The organism is Endozoicomonas sp. ALD068 (assembly GCF_049310145.1).
Taxonomy (GTDB): Bacteria; Pseudomonadota; Gammaproteobacteria; order Pseudomonadales; family Endozoicomonadaceae; genus Endozoicomonas_A.
On sequence record NZ_JBLYNU010000004.1, the window covers coordinates 4,451,574 to 4,472,056 of the forward strand.

General features: G+C 48.4%; 15 protein-coding genes and 2 pseudogenes. 8 read left to right on the forward strand and 9 right to left on the reverse strand.

The window, feature by feature from the left end:
• Nucleotides 1–32 precede the first annotated feature (32 nt).
• From ACO6V5_RS16045 to ACO6V5_RS16060, 4 genes are all read right to left on the reverse strand, one after another.
• Nucleotides 33–1,253, reverse strand: coding sequence for a hypothetical protein (locus tag ACO6V5_RS16045; RefSeq protein ID WP_422136771.1), 1,221 nt, complete (start codon nt 1,251–1,253; stop codon nt 33–35).
• Between the two features lie 185 nt (nt 1,254–1,438).
• Complete coding sequence (locus tag ACO6V5_RS16050) at nt 1,439–2,647, reverse strand: hypothetical protein (protein ID WP_422411437.1); 1,209 nt, start codon at nt 2,645–2,647, stop codon at nt 1,439–1,441.
• 187 nt (nt 2,648–2,834) lie between these two features.
• Nucleotides 2,835–5,417 (reverse strand): WD40 repeat domain-containing protein, encoded by a 2,583-nt coding sequence (locus tag ACO6V5_RS16055; protein WP_422411439.1) that lies wholly within the window; start codon nt 5,415–5,417, stop codon nt 2,835–2,837.
• Nucleotides 5,418–5,933: 516 nt separating this feature from the next.
• A complete protein-coding gene (locus tag ACO6V5_RS16060) occupies nt 5,934–9,809 on the reverse strand; it encodes a WD40 domain-containing protein (RefSeq protein WP_422442147.1) in 3,876 nt (1,291 codons plus the stop codon).
• 104 nt (nt 9,810–9,913) lie between these two features.
• Between ACO6V5_RS16060 and ACO6V5_RS16065 the strand changes: the two are divergent.
• From ACO6V5_RS16065 to dinD, 4 genes and pseudogenes are all read left to right on the forward strand, one after another.
• A pseudogene (locus ACO6V5_RS16065) lies at nt 9,914–10,118 on the forward strand (IS3 family transposase); the annotation flags it as partial.
• Between the two features lie 229 nt (nt 10,119–10,347).
• Nucleotides 10,348–10,710 (forward strand): annotated as a pseudogene (locus tag ACO6V5_RS16070) (transposase); the annotation flags it as partial.
• An 810-nt stretch (nt 10,711–11,520) separates the two neighbouring features.
• A complete protein-coding gene (locus ACO6V5_RS16075; RefSeq protein WP_422413508.1) occupies nt 11,521–11,664 on the forward strand; it encodes a hypothetical protein in 144 nt (47 codons plus the stop codon).
• Nucleotides 11,665–11,705: 41 nt separating this feature from the next.
• Nucleotides 11,706–12,575 carry a DNA damage-inducible protein D gene (gene dinD, locus ACO6V5_RS16080; RefSeq protein ID WP_422413510.1) on the forward strand — a complete coding sequence of 290 codons (870 nt, stop codon included), beginning with the start codon at nt 11,706–11,708 and terminating at the stop codon, nt 12,573–12,575.
• 290 nt (nt 12,576–12,865) lie between these two features.
• Here dinD and ACO6V5_RS16085 read toward each other — a convergent pair whose 3' ends face one another.
• From ACO6V5_RS16085 to ACO6V5_RS16105, 5 genes are all read right to left on the reverse strand, one after another.
• A complete protein-coding gene (locus tag ACO6V5_RS16085; RefSeq protein ID WP_422136741.1) occupies nt 12,866–14,116 on the reverse strand; it encodes an ammonium transporter in 1,251 nt (416 codons plus the stop codon).
• 232 nt (nt 14,117–14,348) lie between these two features.
• Entirely contained in the window at nt 14,349–14,687 is a 339-nt protein-coding gene (gene glnK / locus ACO6V5_RS16090) for a P-II family nitrogen regulator (RefSeq protein ID WP_422136740.1), read from the reverse strand.
• A 474-nt stretch (nt 14,688–15,161) separates the two neighbouring features.
• Nucleotides 15,162–15,524 carry a hypothetical protein gene (locus tag ACO6V5_RS16095; protein WP_422136739.1) on the reverse strand — a complete coding sequence of 121 codons (363 nt, stop codon included), beginning with the start codon at nt 15,522–15,524 and terminating at the stop codon, nt 15,162–15,164.
• A 25-nt stretch (nt 15,525–15,549) separates the two neighbouring features.
• On the reverse strand, nt 15,550–15,813 hold the full coding sequence (locus ACO6V5_RS16100; RefSeq protein WP_422136738.1) for a hypothetical protein: 264 nt from the start codon (nt 15,811–15,813) through the stop codon (nt 15,550–15,552).
• A 48-nt stretch (nt 15,814–15,861) separates the two neighbouring features.
• Nucleotides 15,862–16,887, reverse strand: coding sequence for a serine hydrolase domain-containing protein (locus tag ACO6V5_RS16105; protein WP_422136737.1), 1,026 nt, complete (start codon nt 16,885–16,887; stop codon nt 15,862–15,864).
• Nucleotides 16,888–17,025: 138 nt separating this feature from the next.
• On the opposite strand from ACO6V5_RS16105, the gene ACO6V5_RS16110 reads away from it, so the two are divergent.
• The 4 genes from ACO6V5_RS16110 to ACO6V5_RS16125 all read left to right on the forward strand — a co-directional run bounded on the left by ACO6V5_RS16110 (nt 17,026) and on the right by ACO6V5_RS16125 (nt 20,445).
• Nucleotides 17,026–17,289 carry an accessory factor UbiK family protein gene (locus ACO6V5_RS16110; RefSeq protein ID WP_422413513.1) on the forward strand — a complete coding sequence of 88 codons (264 nt, stop codon included), beginning with the start codon at nt 17,026–17,028 and terminating at the stop codon, nt 17,287–17,289.
• A gap of 290 nt (nt 17,290–17,579) precedes the next feature.
• Nucleotides 17,580–17,981, forward strand: a complete 402-nt coding sequence (locus ACO6V5_RS16115) for a hypothetical protein (protein ID WP_422136735.1) — start codon at nt 17,580–17,582, stop codon at nt 17,979–17,981.
• Between the two features lie 87 nt (nt 17,982–18,068).
• On the forward strand, nt 18,069–18,788 hold the full coding sequence (locus tag ACO6V5_RS16120; protein WP_422413182.1) for a hypothetical protein: 720 nt from the start codon (nt 18,069–18,071) through the stop codon (nt 18,786–18,788).
• 145 nt (nt 18,789–18,933) lie between these two features.
• Entirely contained in the window at nt 18,934–20,445 is a 1,512-nt protein-coding gene (locus ACO6V5_RS16125; RefSeq protein ID WP_422136733.1) for a YifB family Mg chelatase-like AAA ATPase, read from the forward strand.
• The last annotated feature ends 38 nt before the right edge of the window (nt 20,446–20,483 follow it).

The window sequence follows — 20,483 nt, forward strand, 5'->3', positions numbered from 1 at the left end:
CTTCGAGTAAATGGATTTGAAGGTTGAATCTGTCAGTTAAAGAGAGTCGAGAGATAATCCAGAGGCGCATAGAACTTTTTCCACTGAGTCCAGGCGGTCTCTGAAAAACCTTCTTGCAGTGGATAGCCATAAACGGCGAGGTTCGAAAGACTATTGATAAAAGCGAAAGTCAACGCGGGCACCAGAGTGACACCGGCTTTAAAAAGTGGGTTGTTTGAGGTTATCCTGGAACTTTCCAACATAAGCAAGGCTGCGAATCCGGCAAAGGTAAAAGATCCAACTTCGGCTCCAACTAAGGCTACTAATCTCTCTCTGAACCCGGCAGGAGCTGCGGCTGGAACTGCGCCTGTGGCTGTGGCTGTCGCTGCGGCTGAAGCTGCAGCTGTGACTGTGAGTAAAGCTGCGGCTCCGGCTCCTAATCCTGCTCCTGCTCCGAGTCCGATTCCTGCTCCGGCTACAGCTCCGGCTAAAACTCCAATCCCGGCTTTGGCTAATGTCTCTCCGCCCACATCAATTGTTAACAATGAAATAATTCCCGAGAGGCTACCCGTAATCGCTGCGCCAACAACAGAAGCAAACATTGCTTTTGCTGGCCTGATACCTTTATGGATCATGGCTTCATAGACGACAGCGCCTGCCATAACCCCATTAATCAGAGACAATATTGCGTATTCCCCAGCCGCATACCATTCAGTCACCATATCCCTTACGCTCATTTTTCTTAGAACTAATGTCGAAATAGCGCTGGCTCCAGTTCTTGATGCCGCTTCGGATGCAAGGTAGATCAAGACTGCGACAGGTACGTGCTTCCTCGTTTTCGTACTACCGGCGTAAGCTGCCATTCCTGCACCGGCAAAATACAGGGGTTTCCACCAGCGCCGTTCCAGGGGCCAGGGAGACACATGCCCGGCCAGCGCCACTTCGGCGGTAGTCACCAGGGGGGCCAGCTGCAAACAGAAATCCGTTTTCAACTTCTCCAGCTCCTTTGTATCCGATTCAGCCAGATCATATGTGCTTGAAAGCCCCGAGACTATTCCCGCTGTTTTGCATACACCCCACCATATGCCCACATTGAGCAGGGTAGATAAAGAGACTCCGGCAATGCTTCCCGTTAACTCAAGCCCTTTTGCAACCAGTGCGGTGTCATTAAAAGGCTTAAGAAAATCAAAATCATTTTGTGAGTGGGGGCTGGCCTGTGCCGTCGCATAAAGCAAACATAAAAGCAATGGAAACAGGTTGAATGACTTTTTCATGGTAATTTTCCCAGTACAGCTAATGAACGGGAAATATAGACCCTAAACGGAGCTATGGATGACAAAATCCTAAGGCAGCAGACACATAGCGAGGCTCTGTTACTGAAGTCTCATCACGGCCTGATGGTCTGCTTCCTGTTAGCCTCAGGGGCACTTCGGGTAAATGGAATTGAAAGTTGATTCTGTCAGTTAAACAGAGTCGAGAGATAATCCAGGGGCGCATAGAACTTTTTCCACTGGGTCCAAGCTGTCTCTGAAAAGCTTTCTTCCATTGGATAGCCATAAACGGCGTAGTTTGAAAGACTGTTGATAACAGCGAAAGTCAACGCAGGCAACAGAGTGACACCGGCTTTAATAAGCGGGTTGTTTGAGGTTATCCTGAAACTGCCCAACATAAGCAAGGCTGCAACTCCGCCAAAGGCAAAAGCTCCAGCTATGGCTCCAGCTGCGGCTTCGACTCCTGCTCTGAAATCGGCTTTGGCTATGACTGTAGCCGTTGCTGTGGCTTTGGCTATGGCTGCGGCTATGATTGTGGCTTTGGCTGCGGCTGCGGCTACAGCTCCGACATCTGCTCCGATTCCGACTACTACTCCGGCCAGAGCTCCAACTAGAACTCCGGTCCCGGCTTTGGTCTCTGTCTGTCCGCCCACATCAATTGTTAATAATGAAATAAAACCCGAGAGGGTACCGGCAATCGCTGCGCTGACAACAGAAGCAAGAATCGCTTTTGCTGGCCTGAAACCTTTATGGATCATAGCTTCATAGGCGACAGTACCTGCCATAACCCCATTAATCACAGACAATATTGGGTATTCCCCAGCCGCATACCAATCAGTTACCACTTCCCTCAGGCTCATTTTTCTTAGAGCTAACGCCGAAATAGCACTGGCTCCAGTTCTTGATACCGCTTCGGACGCAAGGTAAATCAAGACTGCAACAGGTATGTACTCCCTCCTTTTCGAACTGGCAGCATAAGCTGCCATTCCTGCACCGGCAAAATACAGGGGTTTCCACCAGCGCTGTTCCAGGGGTGAGGGAGATACATGCCCGGCCAGCGCCACCTCTGCGATAGTCACCAAGGGGGCCAGCTGCAAACAGAAATTCGTTTTCAACTTCTCCAACTCCTTTGCATCCGATTCAGTCAGACTGTGTGTGCTTGAATGCCCGAAAGCTATTCCTGCTCTTTTACATACACTCCACCATATACCCACATTGAGCAGGGTAGACAAAGAGACTCCGGCAATGCTTTCTGTTAACTCAAGCCCGTTTGCCACCAGTGCGTTGTCATTAAGAGGCTTAAGAAAATCAAAATCATTTTGTGAGGGGGGGCTGGCCTGTGCCGTCGTATAAAGCAAGCACAAAAGTAACGGAAACAGGTTGAATGACTTTCTCATTCTGATTTGCCAGATACAGTTCCTGAACGGGAAATATAGACTCTAAACGGAACTATGGATGACAAAATAGACATTCAGGGCCAGTCGTTTTATACGCCTTCTGTAGTTTTTATTATCCGGTGATGTCGAGTTAGGTAGCCGACTCAGTGTCTGTGGAGACTTTTTATGTCTCAAACACCGGAAATGATCATAATTCGGGGAACAAATCCGTGACATTCTTCACGGGAACTGGTTGTCTGCTTTTGAGCTTCTTAACGAACACGGTAGCTGAAACCGCTGCAACGAAGACAACACCCACCGCGATAAGCCCAATACCCCAGTCCGGGATTTCTGCTCGTGATAAAGGGGGAAGGTTCTTTGGGTTGTAGTTTTGAAGACCCAGAGAAAGCACCTGCATACGGACATGCCGGATACCCTTCTCAATATCAGCGTCTGCAATTGCCAGATAGGCGTTATTGCCCACAAAAATCGGGCGCATCGACTTTGTTGCCGGGGTCTTGAATGCGGTGTCAAAATGATGGACATTGACCTGATTTTCATAAGTAATGACAGACAGTTGTCCATTACTGTTGTAAATAATAGCGTGCAAATAATGGTCTGAAGTCACCAGTCTGACGATTAAAAACGAACCAGGTTTTCCTGAAGGAAAACGAATCACATCGTCTATAATATGAGCACTGTCCATCACTCCAGTGTCAGTCGCCACCCGGCGAATGGAGAGTTTCTCTTTCTCAGGGCTGAATACAGCAACGTAAACATGGTCCTTTTGAATCAGAATGTCCTGCCGGATGTTGTCACTTTCAATGTTTGTGTCAATTACTATCTCTTTGCCATTGTATCCAAAAGAGAAAGCGGGATTGAGTTGTTTTTTTTCGAACTGTCTTATAAATACAGGATAGGGCGCATTTTTACCGCCACTGATGCCCGTTACATAAAGGTGCTTGCCATCTGGAGAAACCCTCAAAAAAAGTCCTCGTTCCTCATCGCTCTTAAAACATTTTTTAGGAAACGTGAGTCCTTGTTGATGATAACTGCTCATCAACAGTTTGTTATTAATTTTTCCTGTTAAATACATGACACCCTGATGATGAGCGGTATCATTAATTTGAACCCCTTCAGGAAATACCTTGTCGTGTACGCTGAATCGTGCCCGGTATCCCTGGCCAGCAATTAACGGAAACTCCAATAGAACCGTTTTTCCAGACGTTGGCGTTGCAATAATGTCAAGGTGAGAACCTGTAGTTTCGTGAATAACCTGTCCAGCCAGAGACTGATAGGAAGCCAACCTTCTGAAACTGCTGGCAGAGGTTGTGTAAGTCACAATACCACACAGACCAAATTGTTTATCCAGTTCAGAGCCTTTATAACGTGCCAGAATAATCCTTTTGGGATCCGACTCAGGCTGAATAACAACGTATATCTGCTGATTTGCAGCATCATACGCTTGAAACTGGGGTATTCCTCCTGGCGGTGAGCAGCCAGCCGAAAGGCTGGGTGCATTTGTATTGTGAGGCAGAGTTGTATTCGACGATAAAGTTTTGTTCAGCAGTGAATTTGCTGACGGAGATTCCGAAATGATCGTAGAAGTCGTGGTCAGTTTTCTGGTTGACAGACGTGTAGAGGGTGATGTTTTCGCTGATGCTCTTATACCGACCTGATAAATCCAGACCTTTTGGTCTTCCCCACCGGCTGCCAGCAGGGTACCGTCGTGGTTGTAGGCAACGCTCTGTATATCGCTTTTCGCATCGGAGATGGTGTGCAGGAGGCGAGCTGGTTTCGACACGTCATATATCCTAACCTTTCGATCACCTGACCCAACTGCGAGTCGGGTGCCGTCGTGATTGAAGTCGATGCTCATGATCCAGTCTCTCGCAACGGACAGAACTTGCGGCGGAATGGTCAGGTTATTCGGGTTATAAATCCTGACCTTATTCCAGACCTTTCTATCACTTCCCCCAGTTGCCATCTGAGTGCCGTCGTAGTTGTATTTAACGCTCCGTACCTGACCATTTGACTCGTGCAGAGTATGGGGGAGAATGGACAGATTCCTCGGATAATAAACCCTGACCTTTTGATCTTTCCCTCCCACTGCCAGCTGGGTGCCATCGTGGTTGTAGTCAACACTCATTACCCAATCATTTGCATATGGCAGTATTTTCGGGGAAATGGACAGGTCATTCGGGTCATAAATCCTGACCTTGTGATCTTGCCCACCCACTGCCAGCTCGGTGCCGTCGTGGTTGTATTTAACACTGCGTACCGCTTTTGTCGCATCGGACAGGGTAGCAAGGGGGGAGGACGGGGACACTGGGTCATAAATCCTGACCTTTTTATCATTCCCCCCGGCTGCCAGCCGGGTGCCGTCGTGGTTGAAGGCAACAGTCCTGACCCAGTCTTTAAAATCGTGCAGGGTATGCAGCAGTCTGGGCCTCGCCGGGTCACTCATATCAAAGATTTGTACGGGGCCTGAAGAAGGGCATTTGGGATCAGCACTGCCGGAACCCATTCCCACAGCCATGAGCGTACTGTTCTTATTCCATGAGACACTCATAACCCTGTGGGGCCCACAATAACTTGGTGGGACAACGCCTCCTGTGGGTGTTGGAGCGGTCGTTACCGGCAACATGTTCGGATCTATATTAATCTCGTGGATCAGTAAAGGTTGCATTGTTGGCCGGGCAATAACGGCCGTTTGAGCAACTGCCTGCATACAGCTTGTTGCCAATAAGATAACCAAACCCGCAATAGAACAGCTCTTTGCAATGCCCATAACCACTCTCCAGAATTCCAGCTTGGTGATCTGAGGCAATGAAAATGGACACAAAATTCACTGCCGCCCGGTTAAAAAACAGGGAAAGATGTGAGGTGCCTGACGCTGTCGGTCAGCGGTAAAATAACAGTTGCCGAGACAGCTATTTCAGAAAACAGGAACAATAGACGTGAGTCTCAGTGGGTGTTGGCGCTTCAATCAGCTCTTCAACATCTTCTGCTAAACGCTGTATCTTACGACGACTTTCAGATAGGTAGCTATCAATCCATTCATTTCCAGATGTTAATGTTGCTGTACTGTGATTACTGGATCCTCGTAAGCACATCCTTCAAAAAAAATCACCATTATCGGTATGGATAAATATATACGATTTCATGCGGAAGCGTTGCTGACCCTATTTGCTGATAATGGGCTTTGATACGCTGTACAGGAATGTCAGGTGTCTTCTCGTTAATCCCAGAGGATCATCAGCGGGTTGATCTGGTTGCCAGAGTGTTTGGTGGTTATTAATGATCATCACTCTTGGAGCGCATTCGTGGCATCACTTACTGGAACGGGTGGTTTCCTCCTGTACTTCTTATGGACTAAGACTGAAACCGCGACAACCAGGACCACAACAACCACTGTAATAAGCCCAATACCCCACTCTGGGAATTCTCCGGGGGGTGAAGGCGACAGGTTCTCAAGATGCAGAGAAATCACCTGCATCCGGACATGCCGGGTACCCTTCTCAATATCGGCGTATGCAGCTGCCAGATAGGCGTTATTGCCCACAAAAACCGGGCGCATTGACCTTGTTGCCGGGATCTTGAATGCGGTGTCAAAATGATGGACATTGACCTGATTTTCATAAGTAATAACAGACAGTTGCCCATTACTGTTGTAAATAATGGCTTGCAAACAATTTTTCGCAGTCACCAGTCTAACGGTTAAAAACCTACCAGATGTGCCTGAAGAACAACGAATCGTATCGTCAATAATAAAAGCGCTATCCATTTGTCCATTGTCAGTGGCGAACCGACAAATGGAGAGTTTCTCTGATGCTGGGTTGAATACGGCAACATAAACATGGTTCTTTTGAATCAGAATGTCCTGCAGACTGTTGTCACTTTCAATGTTTGTGTCAATTACTATCTCTTTGCCATTGTATCCAAAAGAGAAAGCGGGATTGAGTTGTTTTTTTTCGAACTGTCTTATAAATACAGAATAGGGCGCATTTTTACCGCCACTGATGCCTGTTACATAAAGGTGCTTGCCATCTGGGGAAACCCTCAAAAAAAGTCCTCGTTCCCCATCGCTCTTAAAACATTTTTTAGGAAACGTGAGTCGTTGTTGATGATAACTGCTCATCAACAGTTTGTTATTGATTTTTCCTGTTAAATACATGACACCCTGATGATGAGCAGTATCATTAATTTGAACCCCTTCAGGAAATACCTTGTCGTGTACGCTGAATCGTGCCCGGTATCCCTGGCCGACAATTAACGGAAACTCCAACAGAACCGTTTTTCCAGACGTTGGCGTTGCAATAAGGTCAAGGTGAGAGCCTGTAGTTTCGTGAATAACCTGTCCAGCCAGAGACTGATAGGAAGCCAACCTTCTGAAACTGCTGGCAGAGGTTGTGTAAGTCACAATGCCACACAGACCAAATTGTTCATCCAGTTCAGAGCCTTTATAACGTGCCAGATTAACCTTTTTGGTATGCGACTCAGGCTGAATGACAACGTATATCTGCTCATTTTTTGCATCATACGCTTGAAACAGGGGTATTCCTTCTGGCTGCGGGCAACTACCCGGCAGGCTTGGCGCTTTTGTATTGTGAGGCAGGGCTGTATACGACGATGAATGCGTGATCAGCGTTGAATTTTCTGATGGAACTCCCGAAATGGTTGTAGAAGCAGTGGCGAGTTTACTGGTTGAGTGACTTGCAAAGAACGAAGCAGTGGTTAGTTTACTGGTTGAGAGACGTGTAGATGACGATGTTGTAGCTGACGCTCTTATATCGAAACGATAAATCCTGACCTTTTCATCTTCCCCCCCAACTGCCAGCAGGGTGCCGTCGTGATTATACTCAACGCTCCGTACATCGTTTTTCGCATCAGAGATGATGTACAGGGGGCGTGTTGGATTTATTGCCTTGGACGCAATGGGCGGGGGCAGTTTGGTGTGCAGGAGGTCAGATGTATTCGACATGTCATATATCCTAACCCTTCGATCACCCGACCCAACTGCGAGCTGGGTGCCGTCGTGATTGAAGTCGATGCTCATGATCCAGTCTCTCGCATCGGACAGAACTTGCGGCGCAAAGGTCAGGTCATTCGGGTTATAAATCCTGACCCTATTCCGTGCCTTATTATCACTTCCCCCAGTTGCCAGCTGAGTGCCGTCGTGATTGTATTTAACGCTCCGTACCTGACCGTTTGAATCCTGCAGAATGCGCGGGAAAATGGACAGATCCCTCGGGTCATAAACCCTGACCTTTTTATCTCTCCCTCCCACTGCCAGCTGGGTGCCGTCGTAGTTGTAGTCAACACTCATTACCCAATCACTTGCATCGGACAGAGTGTGCGGGGAAATGGACAGGTCATTCGAGTCATAAATCCTGACCTTTTGATCTTGCCCACCCACTGCCAGCTGGGTGCTGTCGTGGTTGTATTTAACGCTGCGTACCGCTCCTGTCGCATCAGACAGGGTAGCAAGGGGGGTGGACGGGGACACTGGGTCATAAATCCTGACCTTTTTATCATCCCCACCGACTGCCAGCCGGGTGCCGTCGTGGTTGAATGCAACGGACCTCACCCAGTCTTTAAAATCGTGCAGGGTATGCAGCATTCTGGGCCTCGCCGGGTCACTCATATCAAAGATTTGTACGGGGCCTGAAATAGGGCATCCGGAACCGCCGGAACCCATTCCCACAGCCATGAGCATACTGTTCATATTCCATGAGACACCCATAACCCTGTGAGGCCCACAATATCTTGGTGGGACAACGCCTCCTGTGGGTGTTGGAGCAGTCGTTACCGGCAAAACGTTCGGATCTATATTAATCACATGGATCAATAGAGGGCGCATGTTTGTAGTACCAGACGTTGTTGGCTGGGTTGTATACGACGATGAAGGTCTGGTCAGCGTTGAATTTCCTAATGGAGATCTCGAAATGGTTGTAGAAGCAGTGGTAGGTATACTGGTTGAGGGACGTGCAGATGGCGAAGCAGTTGTGAGTTGACTGGTTGAGGGACGCGCAGATGACGATGTTGTCGCTGGCGCTCCTGTAGCGACCTGATAAATCCTCACCTTTCCATCTTCCGCCCCAACTGCCAGCAGGGTGCCGTCGTGGTTGTATTCAACGCTCCGTACAACATCTGTCGCATCAGAGAGGGTGTACAAAACGCCAGGCAGATTCAACATGTCATATATCCTGACCTTATGATCAGCCGACCCGGCGGCGATTCGGGTGCTGTCGTAATTGAAGTCAATGCTCATGACCTTGTCTGTCGCACCCAACAAAGTATACTTCGTGCTGGCCAGGTTCTTTGTGTCATAAACCCCAACCCTTTTTTCCGGCCTTCCAAGATCACTTCCCCCAATTGCCAGCAGCGTCCCATCGTGGTTGAATTTAACGCTCCGCATTTGACCAAGCCAAGGGATCTTAGCTTGCGGGGCAATGGACAGATCCCTCGGGTCATAAACCCTGAGTCTGTAGTCTCTTGATACCGTTGCCAGTTCGGTGTCGTCGTGGTTGTAGTCAATGTCCATTACCCAGCCTCGTGAATCGGTCAGAATTGTCGGGCGAATGGACAGGTCCCTTGGGTCATAAATCCTGACCTTTTGATCGTTCCCACCCACTGCCAGCTGAGTGCCGCCGTGATTGTATTTAACGCTGCGAATCGGGCCTGTCGCATCGGACAGGGTAGCAAGGGGGGCGGACGGGGACACTGGGTCATAAATCCTGACCTTTTTATCATCTCCCCCGACTGCCAGCCGGGTGCCGTCGTGGTTGAAGGCAACAGCCCTCACCCGGTCTTTAAAATCGTGCAGGGTATGCAGCAGTCTGGGCCTCGCCGGGTCACTCATATCAAAGATTTGTACGGGACCTGAAAAAGGGCATCCGGAACCGCCGGAACCCATTCCCACAGCCATGAGTGTACTGTCCTTATTCCATGAGACACTCATAACCCTGTGGGGCCCACAATGTCTTGGTGGGACAACGCCTCCTGTGGGTGTTGGAGCGGTCGTTACCGGCAACATGTTCGGATCTATATTAATCCCGTGGATCAGTTGAGGTTGCATTGTTGGCCGGGCAGTAACGGCCGTTTGAGCAAATGCCTGCATACAGCTTGATGCCAATAAGAGAACCAAACCCGCAATAGACAAGCTCTTTGCAATACCCATTGCCATTCTCCAGAGTTCTGTCTACCGACACTTCACTTCGTGGTCGAGGAAGCCAGTAGGGTTTAAAAACCTTTAGAAACATCCTCTACAAAAACGAATGAGAGCAAAGTAAGAGTCGTAAAGTTGATTGCTGAAATAATGCTTGCGTTGAAAGCTACTTTCATTCTTTGAAAGTAGAAACGCAGCTTTGTATGCCTATGATGAATGGGGCAGCAGATGCGTCAGGCGGTGTTTGAATATATTGAAATTGATTATAGTCGGACGCGTCAACACAGTTTTAACGGGTATGTGAGCTCTGAAAAATATTAATAGCCAGAAGCAGTTTAATCCGGCGTCACTTATATACTGTCTCAGATCAAGTGTTCTCCGGAACATAAAAAAAGACCTCGGTCGCACAACACCTGAAGTATTGTTGCCGAGGTCTTGTTTGTCAGAGTTGTGCTGGATTAATAGGATAAGTGCAATCGACTGAAATTTCAGATTTGAGTCAGCTGCTGGTACATTTCGTAGCTCTCACACTCAGAAATGGAAGTCACGAATGAGTACACAAACCAGACAATACAAGCAGCTGACTCTTGGTCAACGATACCAGATTCAAGCACTCCGTGGAAAAGGCCATTTGCAAAAAGAAATCGCAATGGCAGTTGGCATCAGTGAGGGCGCTCTGTCGCGGGAGCTCAGCCGTAATTCTTCTACTCACGGCTACTGTGCTGAGAGTGCTCATGCACTGGCTTGTAAAAGAAAAAAATCAGCCAGAAAGTTCAGCAAAACAGATGAACGATATATGCCCATCATCGAGAAAGGATTGCTCCTTGGCTGGTCACCTGAAAACATCAGCAAGCGGATGCACGTCGAACTGCCTGAGATTGCCCTGAGTCATACGACTGTTTATAGCCGTATCGCGAACGCCTCTTGAAGTCTACACCGGGCAGTCGATTGCACTTATTGCTTGAATCCAGCGTTAACCTTGGATTTCCCTGGTTTTCTACGGTACATAAAAGAGACCTCGGTCACACAACACCTGAAGCATTGTTGCCGAGGTCTTTTTTGTCAAAGTAGCTGTTTTATGTCATTACTACTTTTTTTGTCAGGACATGGTTGCACCCACATGCACTGTCGGTACTACCATATCGTGACAAAAGCAGCCCCCATAAACTAAGGACTGCAGCAGGGATAAAACTTCATTTGTCATAAGAATAACAGCCATCTCATGACAAATAATTCACTTTACAGCCATAGCACGACAATTGCTTACCCCGATAGCGATCTACCTGCACGGTAGGTTATGTGAAATCAGGGTAAGCTTCGATACCTCATTCTTTGCCAACTGCCTGACCGGCAGGTCACACAAAGACGAAGTTTACGAGGTCACCGACAACTTTGCCAACTGCCTGACCGGCAGGTCACTGGAGGGAAAATGCAGATAACCCTCACAGCTCAAGAGGATAGGCCAATAATCCACAAAACACCCTTTTTTAGTCCGATCAAAAAAATTCTAAATAAAACAACCAGCTACAAGCCTTGTTTATTTTTGGTAAAAGTCAGATCCGGCACCGTCCCTCATGCACACTCATGATTTGCTAACCCATAACTGGTATAACCATCACAACATATATTTGATTCTTGTTCGTTCAGCATTAGCCAGCATTAACCGAACCCTCTGAGTGAACAGAAAATAATCGTCAATTATCTTGATGCTGAAAATAAAAAGATGAAAAAACAGCTGAGGCTGGCAGAAAAAACCATCGCTCAGTTGACAGAATACCGCACAGCCCTGGTTACCGCTGCCGTCACTGGGAAAATCGACTTGCGAAACGTCAAGATTGAAAGCACTGTAGACTCTGCTGAGCAATAATACCCAAAGCATTTTTTATAACTTAATCGAAGGTTACCACTATGAACAAAGCGCTGATTTCCCAGCTAACCAACCGATTCGAGGAAATTACCCACACATTAGCCGATGCAACCATAGAGTTCTGGTATGCACGGGAGCTGATGTCTGAGCTGGGGTATGACCGCTGGGAAAACTTCACCAAGGTTGTAGATAAGGCCAGAGCTGCCTGTGAAAACTCAGGAAATCCTCAAGACGACCATTTTCTTGACGTCACGAAAATGGTTCAGTTGGGCTCCAGTGCACAGCGCCCTGTTGCTGATGTTATGCTGACCCGCTATGCCTGCTATCTGGTTGCCCAGAATGGCGACCCCCGTAAAGAATCCATTGCCTTTGCCCAAACCTATTTTGCTCTTCAGACCCGAAAACAGGAGGTTCTGGAAGAACGTTTACGGCTTCAGGATCGACTGGATGCCCGGCAAAAGCTCAGGGAATCTGAAACCGAGCTTTCGAGAAATATCTATGAGCGGGGCGTTGATGAACGGGGTTTTGGTCGTATTCGGTCAAAAGGTGATGCCGCCCTGTTTGGAGGCAACAACACCAGAAACATGAAACAAAAGCTGGGTATGCCTGAGAAGCGGCCACTGGCTGATTTCCTGCCTACGGTGACCATTGCAGCGAAGAATCTGGCCACCGAAATTACCAACCACAATGTCACTGAGCATGACTTGCAGGGAGAGCGCCCCATTACGCAAGAACATGTTCAGAACAACCGAAGCGTTCGCACAATGTTGCAGGAACGTGGCATTACACCAGAAGAGTTGCCACCAGAAGAAGATATCAACAAATTGTCTCGTCGCGTGAAAAGCAATGAACGTAAGTTAATCAAGGAAAATCGGCTGCCCAAACCTGCCCGGCAGACTGATAAAAGCTGAATTTGATATTAAGAGAGTGTTTTGCGACACCCACATTTCTAATGGGTATGTTAGTTCTGAAAAAGATGAGTAGACAGAAGCAGTTTAATCCGGCGTCACTTTTATACTTTCTCAAATCAAGTGTTCTCCTGTACATAAAAAAGACCCCAGCTAAACAACACTGAAAGTATTGTTGCTGGGGTCTGGTATGTCAAAGTTGCTTGTATCTATGTCATTTTTATCTGTTTTATGTCATGAGATGCTTGTAGCGACACACACGGCGACAGCTTTTTTTAATCACCTGCATCTTATCACTGTTTACCCATAAACTCGGGATAAGCTTCCATACCACATTCGGTCAGGTCAGCACCTTCATACTCTTCTTCTTCAGTAATACGCAGACCAAGTATCTGCTTGATAGCAGCCCAGACGATCAGGGAAGAGAGGAATACCCAGGCGAAGATTGAACCGATACCCAACAGCTGGGCGCCGAAAGTTGCACCGTCGTTGGTCAGCGGTACTGCCAGCAGACCCCAGATACCTACAACACCGTGTACTGAAATGGCACCCACTGGATCGTCGATGCGCAGTTTATCCAGTGCCAGGATGGCCAGAACAACCAGAGAACCACCAACGCCACCGATCAGAGTCGCAGATACTGCGGTTGGTGTCAGCGGCTCAGCGGTAATGGATACCAGACCGGCCAGAGCACCGTTCAGAGCCATAGTCAGATCAGCCTTACCGAACAGGACACGGGCTATGATCAGAGCAGCAATGACACCACCAGCAGCACCAGCGTTAGTGTTGACAAAGATCTGGGCGACAGCGTTCGCACTTTCAACATCAGACAGTTTCAGCTGAGAACCACCATTGAAACCGAACCATCCCAGCCACAGAATAAAGGTACCCAGAGTAGCGAGTGGCAGGTTGGCACCGGGGATCGCATTAACAGCACCGTCTTTACCGTACTTGCCTTTGCGTGCACCCAGAAGCAGCACACCTGCCAGAGCGGCAGCAGCACCAGCCATGTGCACAACACCGGAACCTGCGAAGTCCTGGAAGTTAGCTTCGTTCAGGAATCCACCGCCCCATTTCCAGAAGCCCTGAACGGGATAGATGAAGCCAGTCATGAAGACCGCAAACAGCAGGAAAGACCAGAGTTTCATGCGCTCTGCAACCGCACCGGAAACGATCGACATTGCAGTCGCTACAAAGACCACCTGGAAGAAGAAGTCTGAACGTACAGAGTAGTATGGCGCATCATCACCACCCGCAGTTACCGCTGCAACCGTGTTTTCAGTACCAATCAAAGAGCCAAGGACCGGCAGGATACCGCCTTCATTGGTTCCAGGGTACATAATGGCGTAACCACAGAGCAGGTACATGGTAGAGGCAATCGCAAACAGGGCGATATTCTTTGTTAGAATTTCAACGGTGTTTTTAGAACGGACCAGACCGGCTTCGAGCATGGCAAAACCGGCTGCCATCCACATTACCAGCGCACCGGACATCAGAAAGTAGAAAGTATCGAGTGCGTACGACACTTGAGCCAGATTTTCCACAGGGCTCCTCCCAAAAAAGTTCAGCAGATAAGTAGTCTTTTGCTACGGCATTTGTGCCCTGAAAACAGTCTCCTCAACTCGGAAACTGTTTCCACATTAGCTATTTTTATTCTTGCGAATGTCGTCTGGTGCTTTTAGTGTATCTGCAACAAACGACGAAGTTTTTTTATTGTTGTGCATGCACCCTGAGAACCATCAATTTCCTGACTATGGTCTCTTGCTGCTCTGCACATCAAACAGCGTCTTCGCCAGTTTCGTTAGTTCTGATCCGAATCGCCTGCTCCAGATTAGTAACGAAGATCTTCCCGTCACCAATCTTTCCTGTGTTGGCAGCTGAAGAAATGGCTTCGATCACCTGATCCAGCAAGTCATCTGCAATGCCGACCTCCAGCTTAACCTTGGGCAGAAAATCAACCACATATTCAGCTCCACGATAAAGCTCAGTATGTCCTTTCTGTCGACCGAACCCCTTAACTTCGGTGACAGTGATACCCTGAACACCAATCTCGGACAAAGCCTCTCGCACGTCGTCCAGTTTGAATGGCTTAATGATGGCTGATACCAACTTCATAAAAGCTCTCCTGAGTGAATCCTGTTGGCCAACAGGGAAAATCCGGACATTGTTATTGTGATCCGCGCTCCCAGCCCTGAATATTCAGCTGATCTAGATTCCAACTGAGTTTGGTGGCTTACATGCAGACAATGTGCCAAATTTTGAAAATAACCTGATAAACGGGTCTTTAGAGTAAAAAAGGCCCATTTCCGTTCACTTGTTAAATTTCATGCACCAACAAAGCCCATCTCTAACAATTCTCGCACTTAAATCGCGCACTCTTCTGATGCAATGGATCAGCCTCTGTCTCTCATACAAAGCCTGGCTAGCTACTTGGGGAACATCGCCGTAACCGCAAAGCGGAACCCCCAACCTTCAGCGCCCTGTTCTGGCGCATCAGCCCAGTAACGCACACCAGCTGCAAAGCTCACCGGTAGCTGGCCTATGCGAACTACTTTTGACAGCACAGCATTTACTGGAATATTCCATTGACTATTCTCCCAATCGTAAGTGCTTTCGGATTGTAGCGTATATGTCCAGCCTTTTTGGGTGCAGGAGAGAAGTACCCGATTGCGAACCGCTGTTACCTGCCACATCATTTTGTTCGATCAAAGGTAGAATGGTTCTGGACACGATATTCCAATTATCATTCATCTCGATGGGTATAACAGGCTGTATATTAACAGTTACTCTGTGCCCGTCTTGAGGACCAAAGCCCGTATCATAATTGGCTTGCACGGGCACACTGATCAAATCAGCGACAGGGTTGGTTAATTTTTTTGCCAGCTCATTGTCGTCACAATAACCTGACAGGCAGAGAATCAGGCTTAAACACGATGACAGAAACTTAAACATAACGACAGTAGACTTTTAAATTACTCTAATCCAGGTACAGGCTGACTCTTCGGCTGAAAGCTTCCATCGGAATTTCCGTAAAGTCGGTAGCAAACCAGACTACTACATTATCTCTGGAAGGTGACACATATAAGCCCTGGCCATTCATACCACTCTTATAGAGGTCACTATCAGCGAATACAGCATCCCACTGATAACTATTAAATAGTGGTGCATCTCTGAACTCTTCTGCCAGCCTGGGCCCAAGTGCGCCTTTCAAATAGTTATCGCGTTCTCCTGATGTTTGCATACGTTTCAGCATTTTTTCTGAAACAATGCGTCTATCGCAAAGCTTCTTCTAACTCGGGGTAAACAACATGCCAAAACGTGCCATATCATCTAAACGAGAGCTGACCAGGCCATGAATAATGGCATTACCCTGCGGACTTAAACCAACTGTTGCATCGCCCGCCATGCTCGCTTTGGACCAAATCCGCTCAGCAACAACCTCTGCCAATCTTTTTTGTGTGATTTCCTCAATTACCAAACCCAACATCTGTGTATTAGCGGATGAATACTCAAAAGCCGTGCCCGGCTTTTTCAGATAAGGAATCGCGAATAAGGCATCGTCGTGGGTGTAAACTTTTCCGTCATCAGCGGGCAAACCAACCTCTGCTCTCACAAAGGCGTTGTAAGGGGTATCACCGCTACGTGTTGCGGGACTTTCCTCTAAATTGAGGCCCGACTGCATATTCAACACATCAAATAGTTTCACTTTCCCCCAAGCTGTACTTTTTGCTTTGGGTAGATAGTCTGCCACGGTTTTCTGTAGATCAATACGCCCTTCCTCTTCCAGCAAAGCGATGAGCGTGCCGACGATCAGTTTTAAATTCGACATCCACACATGGCGGTCGTTCTCTCTAATGCCGGGGTATTGCTGGTAGACAATTTCGCCGTTTTTGACAACCAGAACGCCCTGAACCGGTGAATGCTTATCCAGGATCACTTGCTCGAATGTAGTGGATTCGCCGTCTTTTTTGAGTGCGATTTCAGCAATTGATTTCCTGGCATTTTCATTAAGCCTGACCACCCCTCCATCATGGTAAATCATGGCTTGCGGAAGAAACTCACCCAAGTGCAAATAAGAGTAAGCACCCGATTCGGTAATATTTAGAAACTTGCTCAAGCTCCACTCATTATGCAACCGTCGTGCATCGGTCAGGCTATAACCATGTTTGATTGCGTGCACCGAGAAATCTTCGGTTGGCGTGGCGTAGGCGTCGTCTCTGTTACCCGCTGCGCTGACACTGTTTGAGAGGATAAGGCTTACGAACAGAGAGAACCAGCCGAGGGCAGATACAAGTTTGATTTGAGTCTTTGGCATAAGCCAAATCCATGAGTTCACCAAGTCAATGTTCATGAATTAACCAACAATTTAGCACATAAAAGCAGACACGGCGAAATAGCTGCTTGTGGTATCATCACTGCCGGTTTTAAATCACAGCAATTGCAGGAATAATCGATGATCGATAAAGCCTCCCTTATCGGTAGTATTGCCGGCAAAGCAGGACAGGTTCTGGGTGGGCAGAAAAGCCAGACCCGGGAAGATATTGAGCACAACATCAAGGCAATGGTGAGCAGTGCTCTGGCCAAATTTGAACTGGTCAGCCGTGACGAGTTTGATGCCCAGGTCGCGGTTCTGAAGCATACCCGTGAAAGACTGGAAGCCCTCGAAAAGAAAGTGGCCGAATTGGAAAAAGCTGGATCGTCCGACGGTTGCTGCTGATGTCATTGGCCGTTCTTGCCCTGAGAACGGCTGCCCCACGCACTGCCAGATTTTACTCTTCACTGACACTTTTCATTGTATAAAAAAATAATTTAAATCAATAAGTTAACTCGAAATCAAAATTATCCCCCTCGGTAGTTATCCCTATAGAGATACTACTTTCTTCGCTATAGCATTGCTCTACAAATTAAGATGACTGCCTCAACTCCATTTGGTAGCAATGGCCATATCCCTACAAAGACAGGATGGCCTCAAGGACAAATAGTGAAAATTTCAGGAGAACAATCACTATGAAACGCGCACTTTCAATGTTTACTCTGCTGATGACCATGGTGATGTCTGGCTTTGCACAGACTGCATCTGCGGCTGGCTGGGAGCTTCTGGGCGAAAAGAAAGTCAGTCGTCGTGCAGAAGTAGACACCATCCGTGTTGGTCTGAGAGACGGTGCTTTCAAGCGTCTGCAGTTCAAGGTCAAAGGTGCAGACGTGGATTTCGACAAAGTGATTGTTCACTACGAGAACGGTCAGAGCCGTGAAGTAGCCATCCGCAGCAAAGTCAGAAAAGGCGGTAGCTCCCGCGTCATTGACCTGCCCGGCAAAGCAAGGGCCATTGAAAAAGTAAGATTCTATTACGACACCGAAGGAACCGGACGCGTTCAGGCCAGTGTTCTGCTGATGGGTAAGTCTGCCTGATAACAGACAACCGAGAAGTGGCAGCTGAACGACTAAGCTTCCGGGTCTGGAGCCATTGAGCTTCAGACCTCTCTGGAGAGAACCCATATGATAAAACGACTGTTTACGTTTTTAGTTTTACTCACCACTTTTTCACCGGTCTCAACAATGATCCATGCAAGCCCGGACAATAATGATCGGGATGAAATCCGTGAAGAGCGCCGTGACGACCGTCAGGATAATCGTGAAGAGCGTCGAGACGACCGTAAGGACAATCGCGAAGAACGTCATGACGACCGTCAGGATAATCGTGAAGAGCGTCGAGACGACCGCCAGGATAACAGAGAAGACAGAAGAGATGATCGTCAAGACCACCGTCATAATGGCTGGGATGGCCCAAAGGTCATTAAGAACAACCTGGTCGTTGTAGCCCCTAGAAAAAGGGTGATCAGAAACAATATTGTCGTGGTAAGAAACTATGGTAACTCATACTACGGCTATGGCCATTACCACGATGACAACGATGCCTACAAATGGCTGGCGTTTACGGCCATCACGCTGAAAATTCTCGACAACATCAATGAAGCGGCGCAGCGTGCTCACGAAGAAGCACAGATCAAAGCCACTACAGCGCCTGTCGGTGAAAAAATCATCTGGGATGAAGGCGATGCCTCCGGCTATGTTGTTACTACCAAAGAAGGCAAAAGTGCCTCCAGCGGTCTGGTTTGCCGTGAATTTCAACAGTCCATTACAGTAGGTGGTCAAACTGAGGATGCCTGGGGTCAGGCTTGCCTGCAGGAAGACGGTTCCTGGAAAATCATTAACTGACCTCTGCACCGGCCAGCCTGCTGGCCGGGCAATTCTGCCAGCAAATCTCTGAATCACTGCTATTCTCAACCCTTCAGCTTTGCAAAGGCATTCCATTCCGGTGTGCCAAAACAACAAAAACAAGCACAAAAAGAAGGGAGTGTTTATGTCGCGGCTCGCTGTTGTTCAAACCCGCGCCAAAACTGGTCTGGACGCACCTGCGGTATCGGTTGAAGTGCATTTGTCGGCAGGTCTGCCAGCTCTGAATATGGTCGGTCTTCCGGAAGCTGCTGTTCGTGAAAGTAAAGACAGGGTAAGAAGTGCCATCCTCAACAGTGGCTTTGAGTTTCCGGTTTCCCGTATTACCGTTAATCTGGCACCCGCTGATCTTCCCAAAGAAGGCGGTCGCTTTGATCTGCCTATCGCTCTGGGTATTCTGGCGGCATCGGGCCAGCTCAAACCTGAGTCTCTGGAAGGTTACGAGTTTCTTGGTGAACTGGCCCTCTCAGGCGCGCTGAGACCGATCACCGGCTCACTGCCAGCATCCATAGCCTGCAGCCAATCGGCTCACACACTGCTGCTTCCCCAAATGAATGCACAAGCGGCAGCCCTTTGCCCTGATGCCAGAGTGTTGGGAGCAGAAAACCTGCTGGGCGTCTGCGCTCATCTCACCGGTAATCAACATCTTACAGAAGCCACCTGCAACAGGAATGAATCCCCTGTCGATTATCCCGACCTGCTGGATGTAAAGGGGCAACAACAGGCTAAACGAGGTTTGATGACGGCGGCCGCTGGTGCTCACCATCTGATTTTCTACGGTCCTCCGGGAACCGGCAAAACCATGCTGGCCAGTCGCCTGCCCGGGATTCTTCCCGAGATGAATGACCAGGAAGCTCTGGAAGTGGCCGCCATACATACTTTGTCTTCCTACAGCCAGCCCCCTTCATGGAAGCAGCGACCCTTTCGCAACCCCCATCATACCGCTTCAGCCGTCGCCCTGGTGGGTGGTGGCAGTCAGCCCCGACCAGGAGAGATTTCCTTTGCTCACAATGGTGTCCTGTTTCTGGATGAACTGCCGGAGTTTCAAAAGGTAGCCCTGGAAGTACTGAGAGAGCCCCTGGAAACCCGGGAAGTGGTTATTTCCCGAGCCAAAGGTCAGGCCAGCTTCCCTGCCGGCTTTCAGTTGATTGCCGCCATGAACCCCTGCCCCTGCGGATATCTTGGAGACCCACAGAAAGCCTGCCAGTGTTCTGCCGAGCAGGTCAGACGTTATAAACGAAAACTGTCAGGTCCTTTACTGGATCGCATTGATTTACAGATAGAGGTTTCCAGTCAGAAAACGGAGCGACTTTTTGAAAACCCGCCCGAAGATGAAAACCTGTCAACTGAAAAAATACGTCAACAGGTGATTCAGGCAAGGTCTATCCAGCAGCACAGGCAGGGGAAACCCAACGCCCGATTGTCTGCCAGCGAGATGGATGAATACTGTTCACTGAATAAGCAAGAACAGGATTTTATGACCCGGCTGTGTGACAAACTGGGTTACTCAGCCAGAGCCGTACACCGAATACTGAGAGTGGCCCGAACTCTGGCGGATATTGATGAGGACAAAGACATTCAACAGAAGCATCTTGCTGAAGCGGTGCATTACAGAAAGCTGGATCGTGAACCAGGTTAACCGATAACCTCTCTTTGTTATGAAGCTGTTTTTTCAAT

What these genes read in the sequence shown, in the direction of transcription:
- ACO6V5_RS16060 (WP_422442147.1), bottom strand. Translation starts at nt 9,809, where the DNA reads ATGGGTATTGCAAAGAGCTTGTCTATTGCGGGTTTGGTTCTCTTATTG.
- ACO6V5_RS16110 (WP_422413513.1), top strand. Translation starts at nt 17,026, where the DNA reads ATGATCGATAAAGCCTCCCTTATCGGTAGTATTGCCGGCAAAGCAGGA.
- ACO6V5_RS16105 (WP_422136737.1), bottom strand. Translation starts at nt 16,887, where the DNA reads ATGCCAAAGACTCAAATCAAACTTGTATCTGCCCTCGGCTGGTTCTCT.
- glnK (WP_422136740.1), bottom strand. Translation starts at nt 14,687, where the DNA reads ATGAAGTTGGTATCAGCCATCATTAAGCCATTCAAACTGGACGACGTG.
- ACO6V5_RS16125 (WP_422136733.1), top strand. Translation starts at nt 18,934, where the DNA reads ATGTCGCGGCTCGCTGTTGTTCAAACCCGCGCCAAAACTGGTCTGGAC.
- ACO6V5_RS16045 (WP_422136771.1), bottom strand. Translation starts at nt 1,253, where the DNA reads ATGAAAAAGTCATTCAACCTGTTTCCATTGCTTTTATGTTTGCTTTAT.
- ACO6V5_RS16075 (WP_422413508.1), top strand. Translation starts at nt 11,521, where the DNA reads ATGAAAAAACAGCTGAGGCTGGCAGAAAAAACCATCGCTCAGTTGACA.
- ACO6V5_RS16055 (WP_422411439.1), bottom strand. Translation starts at nt 5,417, where the DNA reads ATGGGCATTGCAAAGAGCTGTTCTATTGCGGGTTTGGTTATCTTATTG.
- ACO6V5_RS16095 (WP_422136739.1), bottom strand. Translation starts at nt 15,524, where the DNA reads ATGTTTAAGTTTCTGTCATCGTGTTTAAGCCTGATTCTCTGCCTGTCA.
- dinD (WP_422413510.1), top strand. Translation starts at nt 11,706, where the DNA reads ATGAACAAAGCGCTGATTTCCCAGCTAACCAACCGATTCGAGGAAATT.
- ACO6V5_RS16050 (WP_422411437.1), bottom strand. Translation starts at nt 2,647, where the DNA reads ATGAGAAAGTCATTCAACCTGTTTCCGTTACTTTTGTGCTTGCTTTAT.
- ACO6V5_RS16100 (WP_422136738.1), bottom strand. Translation starts at nt 15,813, where the DNA reads ATGCAAACATCAGGAGAACGCGATAACTATTTGAAAGGCGCACTTGGG.
- ACO6V5_RS16120 (WP_422413182.1), top strand. Translation starts at nt 18,069, where the DNA reads ATGATAAAACGACTGTTTACGTTTTTAGTTTTACTCACCACTTTTTCA.
- ACO6V5_RS16115 (WP_422136735.1), top strand. Translation starts at nt 17,580, where the DNA reads ATGAAACGCGCACTTTCAATGTTTACTCTGCTGATGACCATGGTGATG.